The following is a 14,486-nucleotide window of genomic DNA, read 5'->3' on the forward strand; positions in this document are numbered from 1 at the left end:
GGTCGCTCAGGTACATGCGGCCTTCGGCGATCGGCCAGCCGATCACCTCGCGCGCGTGCACGCCGACGAACAGCACCTTGCGGCCCGAGCCCGGGTGGGTGTCCGCCAGCGGCCAGACCGCCGGCGGGATCTCCTTCTTCTGGTCGTCGGTGTAGGCGTCGTCGCCCAGCAGGATGCGCGTGTGCAGCGCGAAGTGCTCGGCCTGGAGGTCCTCGATCTCGGCCTTGGTGCGCTCGTCCAGCGTGTCGTAGGCGTGGCGCAGGTCGGCGAACTCGGTGTTGCCGCCCCAGCTGGGCGTGATCACGCAATGCAGCATCGAGTAGGCCGCGCGCGGGTTCATGAAGGAGCTGTCGCTGTGCCAGAGCTGGTTGGCGAAGTTGGAGAGGTTCTTGGGCGAGTCGCGGCGCGCGATCTTGCCCTGGGCGTCGACGTTGGAGATGTCGATCAGGCGCTCGTCTTCCAGGCGCTCGGGGCGCTTGAACACGCGCTTGAGGCCGATGTCCAGCGGGCCGAAGTGCCGGGCGAAATCGAGCTGCTGCTGAGCCGTCAGCGGCTGGCCGCGAAAGACCAGCACGGCGTGCTCGTTCATGGCCGCGTTGATCGCGCGCACGTCCTCGGCCGCGAGCGGGCGGGTGAGGTCCAGGCCGCTGGCCTCGGCGCCGAAGACCGGGTGGATGGGCTTGAGTTGCAGGGAGCTCACGGTGCGGGGTCCTTCCAATTCATTCCTGTTCGATCTTGGCGTCGGTGACGATGCGGCCCCAGCGCTTCATCTCCGAAGCGATGAAGGCATCGAACTGCTCGGGCGTGGAGCCCACCACCTGCAGGCCGAATTCCTGGGCGCGCTTTTGCACGTCGGCGCTGGCCAGGGCCTTGGCGGTGTCGGCCTGGATCTTCTGCAGCACCGGCTTGGGCGTGCCGGCGGGCGCCACGAAGCCGAGCAGGGCGCCGACGTTGAAGCCGGGGATGGTTTCGGCGACGGTGGGGTAGTCGTGGCCGGCCACGCGCTTGTCGCCCATGGTGGCGATGATCTTCATGCGGCCGCCCTGCACGTAGGGCAGGATGGACAGGAAGGGATCGACCACCAGGTCGAGCCGCCCGCCCATGAGTTCGGTGTGCGCGGGCGCGCTGCCCTTCATGGCGATGTGCTGCATCTCGAAGCCGGCCTCGCGCTTGAGCAGCTCGGCGCCCAGGTGCGTGGTGCTGCCGGCGCCGGGCGTGCCGTAGTTCAGCTTGCCGGGGTTCTTGCGGGCGTAGTCGATGAGTTCGCGCAGGTTGTTGAAGGGCGCGTTGGGGTGCGCCACGATGGCCAGCTGCATGTTGAACAGCTGCGTGACGCCGGCCAGGTCCTTCTGCGTGTCGTAGGGCAGCTTCTTGCGCAGCGTGGGGTTCACCGCCAGGGACGAGTTCACCATGCCGATGGTCTGGCCATCGGGGGCCGACTTGGCGACGAAGTCGGCGCCGATCACGGTGCCGGCGCCGGGCTTGTAGTCGATGATCACCGGCTGGCCCCAGGTCTCCTGCAGCTTCTGGCCGAGCAGGCGGCCCACGGTGTCGGTGGGTCCGCCGGGCGGGAAGGGGATGATGATTTTCACCGGGCCCTTGGGAAAGTCCTGGGCGGCGGCCGGCGCGAGGGCGGCCAGCCCGAGGGACAGGGCGAGGGCGGTTGTCTTGATCCAGTTCAAGGTGTGTCTCCGGGTGGTGTAATTAAAATGGAACGTCGTCTCAAAATTATATAGGCGCAATAAAAAATGGAACATCGTCTCGAAAAACGTGCGATCGGTGGCGCACCGGAAGAGGCCGTCGCTTCGGGCAAGGACGAGGTCAGTGCGCTGGCGCGGGGGCTGGCGGTGCTCAAGGCCGTCGCGGAGGCGGATGAGCCGCTCTCCAACCGCGAGCTGGCCGAGGGCACCGGCATCCCCAAGGCCACGGTGTCGCGCCTGGCGGCCACGCTGCTGTCCAGCGGCTTTCTGCGGCAGGCCGCGGGCAGCGAACGCTTCAGCCTGGGCCCGGCCACGCTGCAGCTGGGCAACGCCTACCTGCGCACCTTCGATTTCCGCCAGCGGGCCCGGTTGCACTTGGCGGAGCTGGCCGAGGTGGCGGGCGCCAACGTCCACCTGACCGTGCGCGACGGGCTGGACATGCTGCTGATCGACACCCTGCGGCCGCGCTCGGCGCTGATCCTGTCGCGCATGGACGTGGGCTCGCGCATGACCATCGCCACCTCGGCCGCTGGCCGGGCTTATCTGTCGGCCCTGCCACCGGCGCAGCGCGCCGCCTTGTATGAAGAGATCCGCGCCTCGGTGGGTGAGGCGGCCTGGCCCCAAACGCAGTCGCGGCTGGAGGCGGCGGCGCAGGAACACGAGCGGCTCGGCTACTGCAGCTCGTTCGGCGAGTGGCACCCCGACATCCACGCCCTGGGTTTCAGCCTGCGCGGCATCGAAGGCGAGCTGTACGGCGTGAGCGTGGGCGGGCCGGCCTACAAGCTGCCGCGCGAATGGCTGGTGGAGAAGGTCGCGCCCAAGCTGCTGGAGACGCGGCGCGCGATCGCGCGGGAGATCGGCGAGGACTGAGCCGGACGGGGCGCCGGCCTCAGGTGGCGGCTTCGAGTCCGCTGGCGAAGTGCTCGCGCATGCGCTGCACGGCCAGCGCACCGTCGCGCCCGCGCAGGGCGGCCATCACGGCGCGGTGTTCGGCCAGCGATTCTTCGATGCGGCCCGCCTTGAACAGCGAATGGTGGCGGTTGAGCTTCATCACCTTGCGCAGGTCACTCACCATCTGCAGCCGCCAGCGGTTGTCAGCCAGCTCCAGCAGGCGCAGATGGAAGCGCTCGTTGATGGCGAAGAAGCGGTCGCGCTGGTGCACGGCGCCTTCCAGCTCATCGTGCAGGGCGGCCAGTTCGTCCAGCGCGGCGGGCTCGCCGCGCGAGGCCACTTCGCCGGCGGCGTCCGATTCGAGCAGCGACAGCAGGTGGTAGACGTCGCGCAGGTCCTTCTCGGACACTTCGGTGACGTAGGCGCCCCGGCGCACCTTCATGGTCACCAGGCCTTCGGCGGCCAGCACTTTCAGGGCTTCGCGCAGGGGGGTGCGGCTGATGCCGTACGCCTCGGCGATCTTGAGTTCGTCGATCCAGCTGCCCGGCTCCAGTTCGCGCTGGAAGATGCGCTGGCGCAGCCGTTCGGCCACTTCCTCGTACAGCGCGCGCGGCGCCAGGGAGGGGGCGGTGGGGGTGGCGGTGTCGGTGTCCATGCAGGCGCCGATTCTATCCGCGCATTGAAATTCTGCATCAATAATTATGAATGATGTACACTCACCGTGGTGCCTGAGCCGCAGAACACCTGCGCCCTTGCCTTGCTCCCGCCGTTTTCCACGTCCGCCGCCATGAGCCAACACCCCGACGCCTTCGCGCGCGCCACGCTGTCCGACTGGACCCAGGCCGCCACCCGATCCGCCCCTGGCGGCCAGCTTGACGCGCTGACCTGGACCACGCCCGACGGCATCGCCGTCAAGCCGCTGTACACCGCGGCCGACCTGCAGGGCCTGGCCTACACCGACACGCTGCCCGGTTTCGAACCCTTCATCCGTGGTCCACAGGCCACCATGTACGCGGTGCGGCCCTGGACCATCCGCCAGTACGCGGGCTTTTCCACCGCCGAAGAGTCGAACGCCTTCTACCGCAAGGCCCTGGCGGCCGGCGGGCAGGGCGTGAGCGTGGCCTTCGACCTGGCCACCCACCGCGGCTACGACAGCGACCACCCGCGCGTGACGGGCGACGTGGGCAAGGCCGGCGTGGCCATCGACAGTGTCGAGGACATGAAGATCCTGTTCGACGGCATTCCGCTCGACAAGGTCAGCGTGTCCATGACCATGAACGGCGCGGTGCTGCCGGTGCTGGCGGGCTACGTGGTGGCGGCCGAGGAACAGGGCGTGCCGCAGGACCAGCTCAGCGGGACCATCCAGAACGACATCCTCAAGGAGTTCATGGTCCGCAACACCTACATCTACCCGCCCGAGCCGAGCATGCGGATCATCGGCGACATCATCGAGTACACGGCCAGCCACATGCCGAAGTTCAACTCGATCAGCATCTCGGGCTACCACATGCAGGAGGCCGGCGCCAACCAGGCGCTGGAACTCGCCTTCACCCTGGCCGACGGCAAGGAGTATGTGAAGACCGCCATGGCCAAGGGCCTGGATGTCGACGCCTTCGCGGGCCGCCTCTCCTTCTTCTGGGCGGTCGGCATGAACTTCTACCTGGAGATCGCCAAGATGCGCGCGGCCCGCCTGCTGTGGTGCCGCATCATGAAGGGCTTCGGCGCGAAGAACCCCAAGAGCCTGATGCTGCGCACGCACAGCCAGACCTCGGGCTGGAGCCTGACCGAGCAGGACCCGTACAACAACGTGGTGCGCACCACCATCGAGGCCATGGCCGCGGTGTTCGGCGGCACGCAGAGCCTGCACACCAACGCGCTCGACGAAGCCATCGCGCTGCCCACCGAGTTCAGCGCGCGCATCGCGCGCAACACCCAGCTCATCATTCAGGAAGAGACCCACATCACCAGCGTGGTCGACCCCTGGGCCGGCTCCTACATGATGGAGACGCTGACGCAGCAGATGGCCGACGCGGCCTGGGCCATCATCGAGGAGGTCGACGCCATGGGCGGCATGACCCGCGCGGTCGACAGCGGCTGGGCCAAGCTCAAGATCGAGGCCGCCGCGGCCGAGAAGCAGGCGCGCATCGACTCCGGCAAGGACGTCATCGTCGGCGTCAACAAGTACAAGCTCAAGAACGAAGACCCGGTCGAGATCCTCGACATCGACAACGTCAAGGTGCGCGAGGCGCAGATCGCGCGCCTGAAGCGGGTGCGCGACGCGCGCGACGATGCCGCGGTGAAGGCCGCGCTGGCCGCGCTCACCGAGGCCGCCCGTTCGGGGCAGGGCAACCTGCTCGATCTGTCCATTCAGGCGGTGCGCCTGCGCGCCACCGTGGGAGAAGTCAGTGATGCCCTCGAAACCGCCTTCGGCCGCCACCGCGCCGACACCCAGAAGGTGACCGGCGTGTACGCCGCCGCCTACGACAGCGCCGAAGGCTGGGCGCAGCTGCAGAAGGAGATCGCCGATTTCGGCGAGCAGCAGGGCCGCCGCCCGCGCGTGATGATCGCCAAGCTCGGCCAGGACGGCCACGACCGCGGCGCCAAGGTGGTGGCCACGGCCTTCGCCGATCTGGGCTTCGACGTCGACATGGGCCCGCTGTTCCAGACGCCCGAGGAGTGCGCGCGCCAGGCCATCGAGAACGACGTGCACGCCGTGGGCGTGAGCACCCTGGCCGCGGGCCACAAGACCCTGGTGCCCGCGATCATCGCGGAGCTGCGCAAGCAGGGCGCCGATGACATCGTGGTCTTCGTGGGCGGTGTGATTCCGCGCCAGGACTACGACTTCCTCTACGAGGCCGGCGTCAAGGGCATCTACGGCCCCGGCACGCCCATTCCGGCCAGCGCCAAGGACGTGCTGGAACAGATCAAGAAGGCGGTGGCTTGAGCCTGGCCGCGTCGCCGCAAGCCTTGCTCGACGCCATCGTGCAAGGCCAGGGCATGGCGCAGCGCCGCGCCATGGCCAAGGCCATCACGCTGCTCGAGTCCACGCGCGCCGACCACCGCGCCCAGGGCGACGAGCTGCTCACCGCGCTGCTGCCGCGCACGGGCCGGGCCTTCCGCCTGGGCCTGAGCGGCGTGCCCGGCGTGGGCAAGAGCACCTTCATCGAGGCGCTGGGCCTGCACCTGATCGAACAGGGCCAGCGCGTGGCCGTGCTCACCATCGACCCGTCGAGCACGGTCTCGGGCGGCTCCATCCTGGGCGACAAGACGCGCATGGAGCGGCTGTCCATGGACGAGCGCGCCTTCATTCGGCCCAGCCCCAGCGGCGGCACCCTGGGCGGGGTGGCCGAAAAGACGCGCGAGGCCCTGCTGGTGTGCGAGGCCGCTGGCTACGACGTGGTGATCGTCGAGACCGTGGGCGTGGGCCAGAGCGAGACCGCCGTGGCCGCCATGACCGACTGCTTCGCGCTGCTGCAGCTGCCCAATGCAGGCGACGACCTGCAGGCCATCAAGAAGGGCGTGATGGAGATCGCCGACCTGGTGGTCATCAACAAGGCCGACATCGACGCCGACGCCGCGACGCGGGCGCGCGCGATGATCACTTCCGCCCTGCGCCTGCTCGGCCAGCACGGCCGGCCGGAGCACGCGGCGCACGACACCGCGCACTGGCACCCCACGGTGCTGCAGCTCTCGGCCCTCAAGGCCGAGGGCATCGCCGCCTTCTGGGCCGAGGTTCAGCGCTTTCGCCAGGTGCAGAGCGCCAATGGCGAACTCGCCGCGCGCCGCCAGCGCCAGGCCAAGGCCTGGATGTGGGAGCGCATCGACGCCGGACTCAAGCAGCGCTTCCGCGAACACCCGGCGGTGCGCGCCGCGCTGGCCGACACCACCACGCAAGTGCTCGATGGCCGTCTGCCCGCCAGCACCGCGGCGCGGCAGCTGCTCGCGCTGTTCGACTGAATTCTCTGGAGAAGAACCATGCAAGACATCCTGCAACAGCTCGAAGACAAGCGCGCCCGCGCGCGCCTGGGCGGCGGCGCCAAGCGCATCGAGGCGCAGCACGCCAAGGGCAAGCTCAGCGCGCGCGAGCGCCTGGAGGTGCTGCTCGACGAGGGCACCTTCGAGGAATGGGACATGTTCGTCGAGCACCGCTGCACCGACTTCGGCATGGCGGACAACAAGATCCCCGGCGACGGCGTGGTCACTGGCTACGGCATGATCAACGGCCGCCTGGTCTTCGTCTTCAGCCAGGACTTCACCGTCTTCGGCGGCGCGCTCTCCGAGGCGCACGCCGAGAAGATCTGCAAGGTGATGGACCAGGCCATGAAGGTTGGCGCGCCCGTCATCGGCCTCAACGACTCGGGCGGCGCGCGCATCCAGGAAGGCGTGGCCTCGCTCGGGGGCTACGCCGACGTGTTCCAGCGCAACGTGCTGGCCAGCGGCGTGGTGCCGCAGATCAGCATGATCATGGGCCCCAGCGCAGGCGGCGCGGTGTACTCGCCCGCCATGACGGACTTCATCTTCATGGTGAAGGACTCCAGCTACATGTTCGTCACCGGCCCCGAAGTGGTGAAGACCGTCACGCACGAGGAAGTGACGGCCGAGGAACTGGGCGGCGCCATCACCCACACCACGCGCAGCGGCGTCGCCGACCTGGCCTTCGACAACGACGTGGAGGCGCTGCTGATGCTGCGCCGCCTGTTCAACTACCTGCCGCTCAACAACAGGGAGAAGGCGCCGGTGCGGCCCAGTGGCGATCCGATCGACCGCATGGAGCTGAGCCTGGACACCCTGGTGCCCGACAACCCCAACAAGCCCTACGACATGAAGGAGCTCATCCTCAAGATCGTGGACGACGGGGACTTTTTCGAGCTGCAGCCCGAGTACGCCAAGAACATCGTGATCGGCTTCGCGCGCATGGACGGCCAGACCGTGGGCATCGTCGCCAACCAGCCGCTGGTGCTGGCGGGCTGCCTGGACATCAAGAGCTCCATCAAGGCCGCGCGCTTCGTGCGCTTCTGCGACTGCTTCAACATCCCGGTCGTCACCTTCGTCGACGTGCCCGGCTTCATGCCCGGCACCAGCCAGGAGTACGGCGGCATCATCAAGCACGGCGCCAAGCTGCTCTATGCCTACGCCGAGTGCACCGTGCCCAAGATCACCGTGATCACGCGCAAGGCCTACGGCGGCGCCTACGACGTGATGGCCTCCAAGCACCTGCGCGGCGACGTGAACTTCGCCTGGCCCAACGCCGAGATCGCGGTGATGGGCGCCAAGGGCGCGGTGGAGATCATCTTCCGCGAGGAGAAGAAGGACCCGGCCAAGCTCGCGCAGCGCGAGGCCGAGTACAAGGCCCGCTTCGCCAACCCCTTCGTGGCCGGCGCGCGCGGCTTCATCGACGACGTGATCCTGCCGCACGAGACGCGCAAGCGCATTGGTCGCTCGCTGGTGATGCTCAAGGACAAGAAGCTGGAGAACCCGTGGCGCAAGCACGGGAACATTCCGCTCTGAAGGCCCGAGGAGAGAAAGACATGTTCAAGAAGATCCTGATCGCCAACCGCGGCGAGATCGCCTGCCGCGTCATCGCCACGGCCAAGAAGCTGGGCATCGCCACCGTGGCGGTGTACTCCGACGCCGACAAGGAAGCGCGCCATGTGCAGCTGGCCGACGAGGCCGTGCGCCTGGGGCCGCCGCCCTCGCGCGAGAGCTACCTGTTGGGCGAGGCCATCATCGCCGCCGCGAAGCAGACCGGCGCCGAGGCCATCCACCCCGGCTATGGCTTCCTGTCCGAGAACGAGGACTTCGCGCGCCAGGTGGAAGAACAGGGCCTGGTCTTCATCGGCCCCAAGCACTACTCCATCGCGGCCATGGGCGACAAGATCGCGTCCAAGAAGCTCGCGAACGAGGCGAAGGTGAGCACCATTCCGGGCCACAACGAGCCCATCCAGTCGCCCGAGGAGGCGGTGGCCATCGCGCAGAAGATCGGCTACCCGGTCATGATCAAGGCCAGCGCCGGCGGCGGCGGCAAGGGCCTGCGCGTGGCCTTCAGCGACAAGGAGTGCTTCGAGGGCTTCACGAGCTGTCGCAACGAGGCGCGCAACAGCTTCGGCGACGACCGCGTCTTCATGGAAAAGTTTGTCCAGGAGCCGCGCCACATCGAGATCCAGGTGCTGGGCGACGCGCACGGCAACGTGATTTACCTGAACGAGCGCGAGTGCTCCATCCAGCGCCGCCACCAGAAGGTGATCGAGGAGGCGCCGTCGCCCTTCATCAGCGAGGCCACGCGCCGGGCCATGGGTGAGCAGGCCGTGGCCCTGGCCAAGGCTGTGAAGTACCAGAGCGCGGGCACGGTGGAGTTCGTGGTGGGCAAGGACCAGGACTTCTACTTCCTGGAGATGAACACCCGCCTGCAGGTGGAGCACCCGGTCACGGAATGCATCACCGGTCTGGACCTGGTGGAGCTGATGATCCGCGTGGCCGCCGGTGAAAAGCTGCCGCTGGCGCAGGCCGACGTGAAGCGCGAGGGCTGGGCGATCGAGTGCCGCATCAACGCCGAGGACCCGTTCCGCAACTTCCTGCCCAGCACGGGCCGCCTGGTGCGCTTCGCCGCGCCGCCGCAGACCATGTGGCAGGCCGACACGGAGCACCGTTTCGGCGTGCGCGTGGACACCGGCGTGCAGGACGGCGGCGAGATCCCCATGTACTACGACTCGATGATCGCCAAGCTCATCGTGCACGGCCGCGACCGCAACGAGGCCATCGCCAAGATGCGCGAAGCGCTCAACGGTTTCGTCATCCGCGGTGTGCAAAGCAATATTCCTTTCCAGGCCGCGCTGCTCGCGCACCCCAAGTTCGTGGCGGGCGACTTCAACACCGGCTTCATCGCCGAGCATTACGGCCAGGGCTTTCGCGCCGAGGACGTGCCGCACGACGATCCCGACTTCCTCGTGGCGTTGGCGGCGTTCGTGCGCCGCAAGAGCCGCGAGCGCGCGGCCGGCCTGAGCGGCCAGCTGCCCGGCTACGGCGTGAAGGTGGGGCACGACTACACGGTGATCGTGCTCGACAAGGCCGGCGCGCACCGCCGCGTGAACGTGCACGTGGACGAGGTGCTGGGCCAGGTGGGCGCGGCGGTGGTCATGGTGGGCGAGAAGCGCTACGCCTTCCAGAGCCCATCGCGGCTCAACGACATCTGCACCGTCGGCGTGTGCAACGGCCAGCCGTTCACGGCCCAGCTGGAGCGGGGCACGCCACGCAACCCGCTGGCGCTGGTGGTGCAGCACAACGGCACGCGCATCGAGGCCATGGTGGTCTCGCCGCGCATGGCCGAGCTGCACGCGCTCATGCCCTTCAAGGCGCCACCCGACATGAGCAAGTACGTCCTGTCGCCCATGCCAGGCCTGCTGGTGCAGGTGGCCGTGCAGCCGGGCCAGAAGGTACAGGCCGGCGAGCGCGTGGCCGTCATCGAGGCCATGAAGATGGAAAACGTGCTGTTCGCCTCGGCCGACGGCACGGTGGCCAAGGTGCTGGCCCAGCAAGGGGAGTCCCTGGCCGTTGACCAGGCCATCGTCGAGTTCGAATGAAGGCCGTGCCGGCCCGACCGGCTGTTTCCTCCGCTGACGCCACAAGCCCGCCGGGCTGGGTTACCCTGCGGACTCCACGGCTTGTTGGAGCACGGCACATGGCGGACGGACGCGGTCAGGGGCTGAGTGGTTTGGCGTTTGCATTGGCCTGGGTGCGCAACCCGCGGCGGGTGGGGGCCATTGCCCCGGCCTCGCGGGCGCTGGCGCAGGCCGTCGCGGCGGAGGTGTCCCGCGTGGGCCCCGAGCTGCTGCTGGAAATCGGCGCCGGCACCGGCGCCATCACCCGGGCACTGGCCGACCTCGGGCCGCCGCCCGACCGCTTCTTCATCATCGAACGCGACCCCGGCCTGGTGCGCCACCTGCACCACCGCTTTCCGCGCGCCGAGGTGCTGCACGCCTGCGCCACGCGGCTGGACGTGCTGCCCCTGCCGGCGGCCAGCTCGCTCATGCTGGTGTCCTCGCTGCCCCTCTTGTCCATGCCGCGCGACGAGGCCAGGCGCTGCGTGCAGGCCATGCTGGCGCTGCTGGAGCGCCAGCCCAACGCGCGCCTGCTGCAGTACACCTACGCGGCGCGCCACGTGCGGCCATTCGATCAATTGCCGCCGGGCTGGCGCTGGCGGCGTGTCACCACCGTCTGGGCCAACCTGCCGCCGGCGACCGTCTGGTCGCTGGAGCCGGCGGCCCACGCCACCCACGGCATCCATTGACCATGAACACCGCTTCCCCCCGTCCCTTCCGTGTCCTCGGTGTGCAACAGATCGCCATCGGCGGCCCCGACAAGCACCGCTTGCAGACCCTGTGGGTGGACATGCTGGGCCTGGAACTGACGGGCAGCTTCCGCAGCGAACGCGAGAACGTGGACGAGGACATCTGCGCCATCGGCAGCGGGCCGTTCAAGGTCGAGGTGGACCTGATGCAGCCGCTGGATCCCGACAAGAAGCCCGCGGTGCATGCCACGCCGCTCAACCACATTGGCCTGTGGATCGACGATTTGCCCAAGGCGGTGGAGTGGCTCACCGGGCGCGGCGTGCGCTTCGCGCCCGGCGGCATCCGCCAGGGCGCGGCGGGTTTCGACATCACCTTTCTGCACCCCAAGGCCAGCGAGGAATTCCCGATCGCCGGCGAGGGCGTGCTGATCGAGCTGGTGCAGGCGCCGCCCGAGGTGGTCAGCGCCTTCGATGCGCTGGCCGCGGGGACGCCCGCCTGAGGCGCGCTGCGCCCCGGCGCCTCATTCCTCGAAGTGAGGGCGCGAGGCCGGCGGCCATTCGAACCGTTCGATCAGCTCCGGCGATCGGCGAAAGCGCGCGAACAGGGCGTCTTCTTCCTCGGCGGGAAGGGGCGGGCGGCGGCGCTGCGCGTTGGCCACCCAGCGCACCCTGTTCGCGTGGCGGCTGGGTGGCCTTGGCAGGGCTGTGGTGGCTTCCCCTTCGCTGACCGGGTGATGGCCGGCGCAGATGGCCGGCGCAAATGGGCCGGCGCAAATGGCCGACTTTCGGGGGTTTGTTTTCGCCATTGCCGGGCGCGGGGTCCTTCTACAGTCGTCAGCAAGCCCCTGTGGGCCCTACGGCAGAGGAGCACAAGCCCCATGACCCCCTCTTCGAATCCCCTGATGCGCCCGGGCGTGTGGCTCATGCGCCGCTGGCGCCTGGGCGGCAAGCTGGCCTGCCTGGCCTTGGCCGCGGCCTGGCCACTGGTGGCCGCGCTGGCGCTGGCCGCCACGGACCGCACCGGCGCCATCGCCCCCGTGGCGGCGTCCGGCCTGGTCCTGCTGGCCTACCTGTTGATGGCCTTTCGCGCCGCTTTCCTTGGTGATTTCCGCCGCCTGCTCGACGCCATGGCCGACACGGCCGGCGGCAACCTGCGCGCGCACCCGCGCGTGGACGGCCACGACGAGCTGGCCGACCTGGCGCGCCTGCTCGACCGCATGATCGGCAGCCTCTCGGGCATGGTGGCCGAGGTGCGCAGCAACTCGGCGCTGGTGGCGCACGCCGGCCGCAGCCTGGCCGTGGGCAACCGCGACCTGGCCGAGCGCACCGAGCAGCAGGCCGCCAACCTCGAGCAGACCGCGGCCAGCGTGCAGCAGCTCACCGGCGCGGTGGCGCAGAACGCGCAGACGGCCAGCGACTCGGACCGCCAGGCCGCGCAGGTGCGCGACGTGGCCGAACGCGGCGCGGGCGCCATGCACCAGGCGGTGGGCACCGTGGAGGGCATCCAGAAAGGCGCCGCGCAGATGAACGAGATCATCGGCGTGATCGACAGCCTGGCCTTCCAGACCAACATCCTTGCGCTCAATGCCGCCGTGGAGGCCGCGCGCGCCGGCGAGCAGGGCCGCGGTTTCGCGGTGGTGGCCGGCGAGGTGCGTTCGCTGGCCCAGCGCTCGGCCGCCTCGGCGCGCGAGATCCGCGCCCTCATCGAGGCCTCGCGCGCCCAGGTGGAAAGCGGCGCCGCGCAGATCCGCGATGCCGGCCAGAGCATGGCAAGCATCGTCGACGGCGTGCGCGGCGTGGCCGGCAAGCTGTCGTCGATTTCCGCCTCCAGCGCCGAGCAGAGCACCGGGCTGGCCGAGATCAGCACCGCCGTGAGCCAGCTCGACCAGATCACCCAGCGCAACGCGCAGATGGTGGAGCTGGCCGTGCAGCAGGCCAACCGGCTGGAGCAGCGCGCGGCGCACCTGTCGCGCGCGGTGAGCCGTTTCATGCTGCAGCAGGGCACGGCCGAGGAGGCCATGGCCCTGGTGGACAAGGCCCTGACGCACCGCCGCCAGGTGTCGGCCGAGACCTTTGTGCGCGACCTGACCGAGCCCGCGCGCGGTTTCCACGACCGCGACATGTACGTGTTCGCGCTCGACGCCTCGGGCGTCTACCGCGCCTTCGGCGGCAAGCCCGACAAGCTGGGCAGCCGCGTGCACGACATCGCCGGCGTGGACGGCGCGGCGCTGCTGGCCGCCATCGTGAGCCAGGCCGAACAGGGCCCGGGCTGGGTGGAGTACGACATCGTCAACCCGGCCAGCGGCGCGGTGCAGGCCAAGATGTCCTATGTGGTGAAGGTGGACGCCCTGTACGTGGGCTGCGGCGTCTACAAGACGGTCGCGGCGCGTTGAGGCAGCGCCCGCGGCTCAGCCGCCGGGCTGGCGTTTCGCCCGCGCACGGGCCAGCGCGGCCTCGATCACCGCTCGCTTGCGATCGAGCGCCTCGGGGTCGGTGATGGTCGACGCCGCGGGCAGGTCGGCGAGCTTGGCCTCGGCCTTGGCTTGCAGACGGGCCTCGTGCTCCTGCGCCTCGCGGGCCAGGCGCTCGCGCCGCGCGTCGTAGCGCGTCTTGGCCAGGATCGCCTGCGCGACCGACCAGCCGGCCCAGCCGGTGCGCTCGCCGCTCACGTTCTCCAGCGAAATGCAGTCCACCGGGCAGACGGGGATGCAGAGCTCGCAGCCGGTGCACCAGGGCTCCACCACGGTGTGCATGCGCTTGTTCGCGCCCGCGATGGCGTCGGTGGGGCAGGCCTTGATGCACAAGGTGCAGCCAATGCACCAGTCCTCGTCGATCACGGCCACGGTCACCGGCCCTTCGATGCCGTGCTGGCGGCTCAGGGGCAGGGCGGGGCGGCCGGTGATGGCCGCGAGGCGATCGACGCCTTCGGCGCCGCCGGGCGGGCATTGGTTGATGCCGGCCTCGCCGCCGGCCACGGCCTGGGCGTAGCTGGCGCAGTCGGGGTAGCCGCAGCGCTGGCACTGCGTCTGCGGCAGGGCATCGTCGATGCGCCGGGCGAGTGGATTCATGCCGTGTTGGGCGGCCGGGGGCCGCCGGGTCTCAGACCGTGGCCGGCTTGCGGCGCGCGGGGGATTTCGGCGCCGCCTTGGCGGCCGGCTTCGCGCGGGCTTGGGCGGCGCGCTTCGCGGCGCCGGCCTTGGCCGCGGCCTTCGGCGCCGGACGCACGCCGGCTGCCGCCGCCTGGGCCGGCTGGTGTGCCGCGATGAAGGCCTTGACCACCGGGTAGACCATCTCGCGCCAGCGCCGGCCGCTGAAGATGCCGTAGTGGCCGGCGCCCTTGGCCTCGTAGTGCAGGTGGTGCGCTGGGGGGATGCCGGAGCACAGCCCGTGGGCGGCGGCGGTCTGGCCGGCGCCCGAAATGTCGTCGAGTTCGCCCTCGATGGTCAGCAGGCCGCCCTCGCGGATGTCCTGCGGGCGCACGCGCTCCAGCTGGCCCTGTTCGTTGCGCACGTCCCAGGTGCCCTTGACGAGCTCGAAGTCCTGGAACACGGTCTTGATGGTTTCGAGGTAGTAGTCGGCGTCCATGTCGAGCACGGCGTTGTACTCGTCGT

General features: G+C 69.5%; 12 protein-coding genes and 1 pseudogene. 8 read left to right on the plus strand and 5 right to left on the minus strand.

All coding sequences use genetic code 11. From position 1 onward, the window contains the following. Positions 1 to 700 (minus strand): TauD/TfdA dioxygenase family protein (locus BGO22_RS11645; protein WP_286850959.1); only part of this gene is annotated, 700 nt, incomplete at its 3' end. Positions 701 to 719: 19 nt separating this feature from the next. Further along, the gene (locus tag BGO22_RS11650; protein WP_070398542.1) at positions 720 to 1,682 is read right to left on the minus strand and encodes a tripartite tricarboxylate transporter substrate binding protein; all 963 of its coding nucleotides are present in this window, start codon (positions 1,680 to 1,682) and stop codon (positions 720 to 722) included. 66 nt (positions 1,683 to 1,748) lie between these two features. Between BGO22_RS11650 and BGO22_RS11655 the strand changes: the two genes are divergently transcribed. Further along, positions 1,749 to 2,570, plus strand: a complete 822-nt coding sequence (locus BGO22_RS11655; RefSeq protein ID WP_070398541.1) for an IclR family transcriptional regulator — start codon at positions 1,749 to 1,751, stop codon at positions 2,568 to 2,570. A gap of 19 nt (positions 2,571 to 2,589) precedes the next feature. Here the strand turns inward: BGO22_RS11655 and BGO22_RS11660 are convergent, their stop codons facing one another. Further along, positions 2,590 to 3,246, minus strand: coding sequence for a GntR family transcriptional regulator (locus BGO22_RS11660; protein WP_070398540.1), 657 nt, complete (start codon positions 3,244 to 3,246; stop codon positions 2,590 to 2,592). A gap of 132 nt (positions 3,247 to 3,378) precedes the next feature. Between BGO22_RS11660 and scpA the strand changes: the two genes are divergently transcribed. The 7 genes from scpA (at position 3,379) to BGO22_RS11695 (ending at position 13,268) form a co-directional block, all read left to right on the plus strand. Next, on the plus strand, positions 3,379 to 5,535 hold the full coding sequence (gene scpA, locus BGO22_RS11665; RefSeq protein WP_070398539.1) for a methylmalonyl-CoA mutase: 2,157 nt from the start codon (positions 3,379 to 3,381) through the stop codon (positions 5,533 to 5,535). After that, positions 5,532 to 6,548: a methylmalonyl Co-A mutase-associated GTPase MeaB gene (meaB, locus tag BGO22_RS11670; RefSeq protein ID WP_083293057.1), complete on the plus strand. Its 1,017-nt coding sequence runs from the start codon at positions 5,532 to 5,534 to the stop codon at positions 6,546 to 6,548. The genes scpA and meaB overlap by 4 nt, the downstream gene beginning before the upstream one ends. An 18-nt stretch (positions 6,549 to 6,566) precedes the next feature. Beyond that, on the plus strand, positions 6,567 to 8,099 hold the full coding sequence (locus BGO22_RS11675) for an acyl-CoA carboxylase subunit beta (RefSeq protein ID WP_070398538.1): 1,533 nt from the start codon (positions 6,567 to 6,569) through the stop codon (positions 8,097 to 8,099). A gap of 20 nt (positions 8,100 to 8,119) precedes the next feature. After that, positions 8,120 to 10,168: an acetyl-CoA carboxylase biotin carboxylase subunit gene (locus BGO22_RS11680; RefSeq protein WP_070398537.1), complete on the plus strand. Its 2,049-nt coding sequence runs from the start codon at positions 8,120 to 8,122 to the stop codon at positions 10,166 to 10,168. A 98-nt stretch (positions 10,169 to 10,266) separates the two neighbouring features. Continuing rightward, positions 10,267 to 10,875: a class I SAM-dependent methyltransferase gene (locus BGO22_RS11685; protein WP_175442819.1), complete on the plus strand. Its 609-nt coding sequence runs from the start codon at positions 10,267 to 10,269 to the stop codon at positions 10,873 to 10,875. Between the two features lie 2 nt (positions 10,876 to 10,877). After that, positions 10,878 to 11,375 carry a VOC family protein gene (locus BGO22_RS11690; RefSeq protein WP_070398535.1) on the plus strand — a complete coding sequence of 166 codons (498 nt, stop codon included), beginning with the start codon at positions 10,878 to 10,880 and terminating at the stop codon, positions 11,373 to 11,375. Between the two features lie 378 nt (positions 11,376 to 11,753). After that, on the plus strand, positions 11,754 to 13,268 hold the full coding sequence (locus BGO22_RS11695; protein ID WP_070398534.1) for a methyl-accepting chemotaxis protein: 1,515 nt from the start codon (positions 11,754 to 11,756) through the stop codon (positions 13,266 to 13,268). A gap of 15 nt (positions 13,269 to 13,283) precedes the next feature. Here the strand turns inward: BGO22_RS11695 and rsxB are convergent, their stop codons facing one another. Continuing rightward, entirely contained in the window at positions 13,284 to 13,943 is a 660-nt protein-coding gene (rsxB, locus tag BGO22_RS11700) for an electron transport complex subunit RsxB (RefSeq protein ID WP_070398533.1), read from the minus strand. Positions 13,944 to 13,974: 31 nt separating this feature from the next. Further along, a pseudogene (locus BGO22_RS11705) lies at positions 13,975 to 14,486 on the minus strand (polyhydroxyalkanoate depolymerase); the annotation flags it as partial.

Origin of the sequence: Hydrogenophaga sp. 70-12, assembly GCF_001897365.1 — a bacterium.
GTDB classification, from domain to species: domain Bacteria; phylum Pseudomonadota; class Gammaproteobacteria; order Burkholderiales; family Burkholderiaceae_C; genus Hydrogenophaga; species Hydrogenophaga borbori.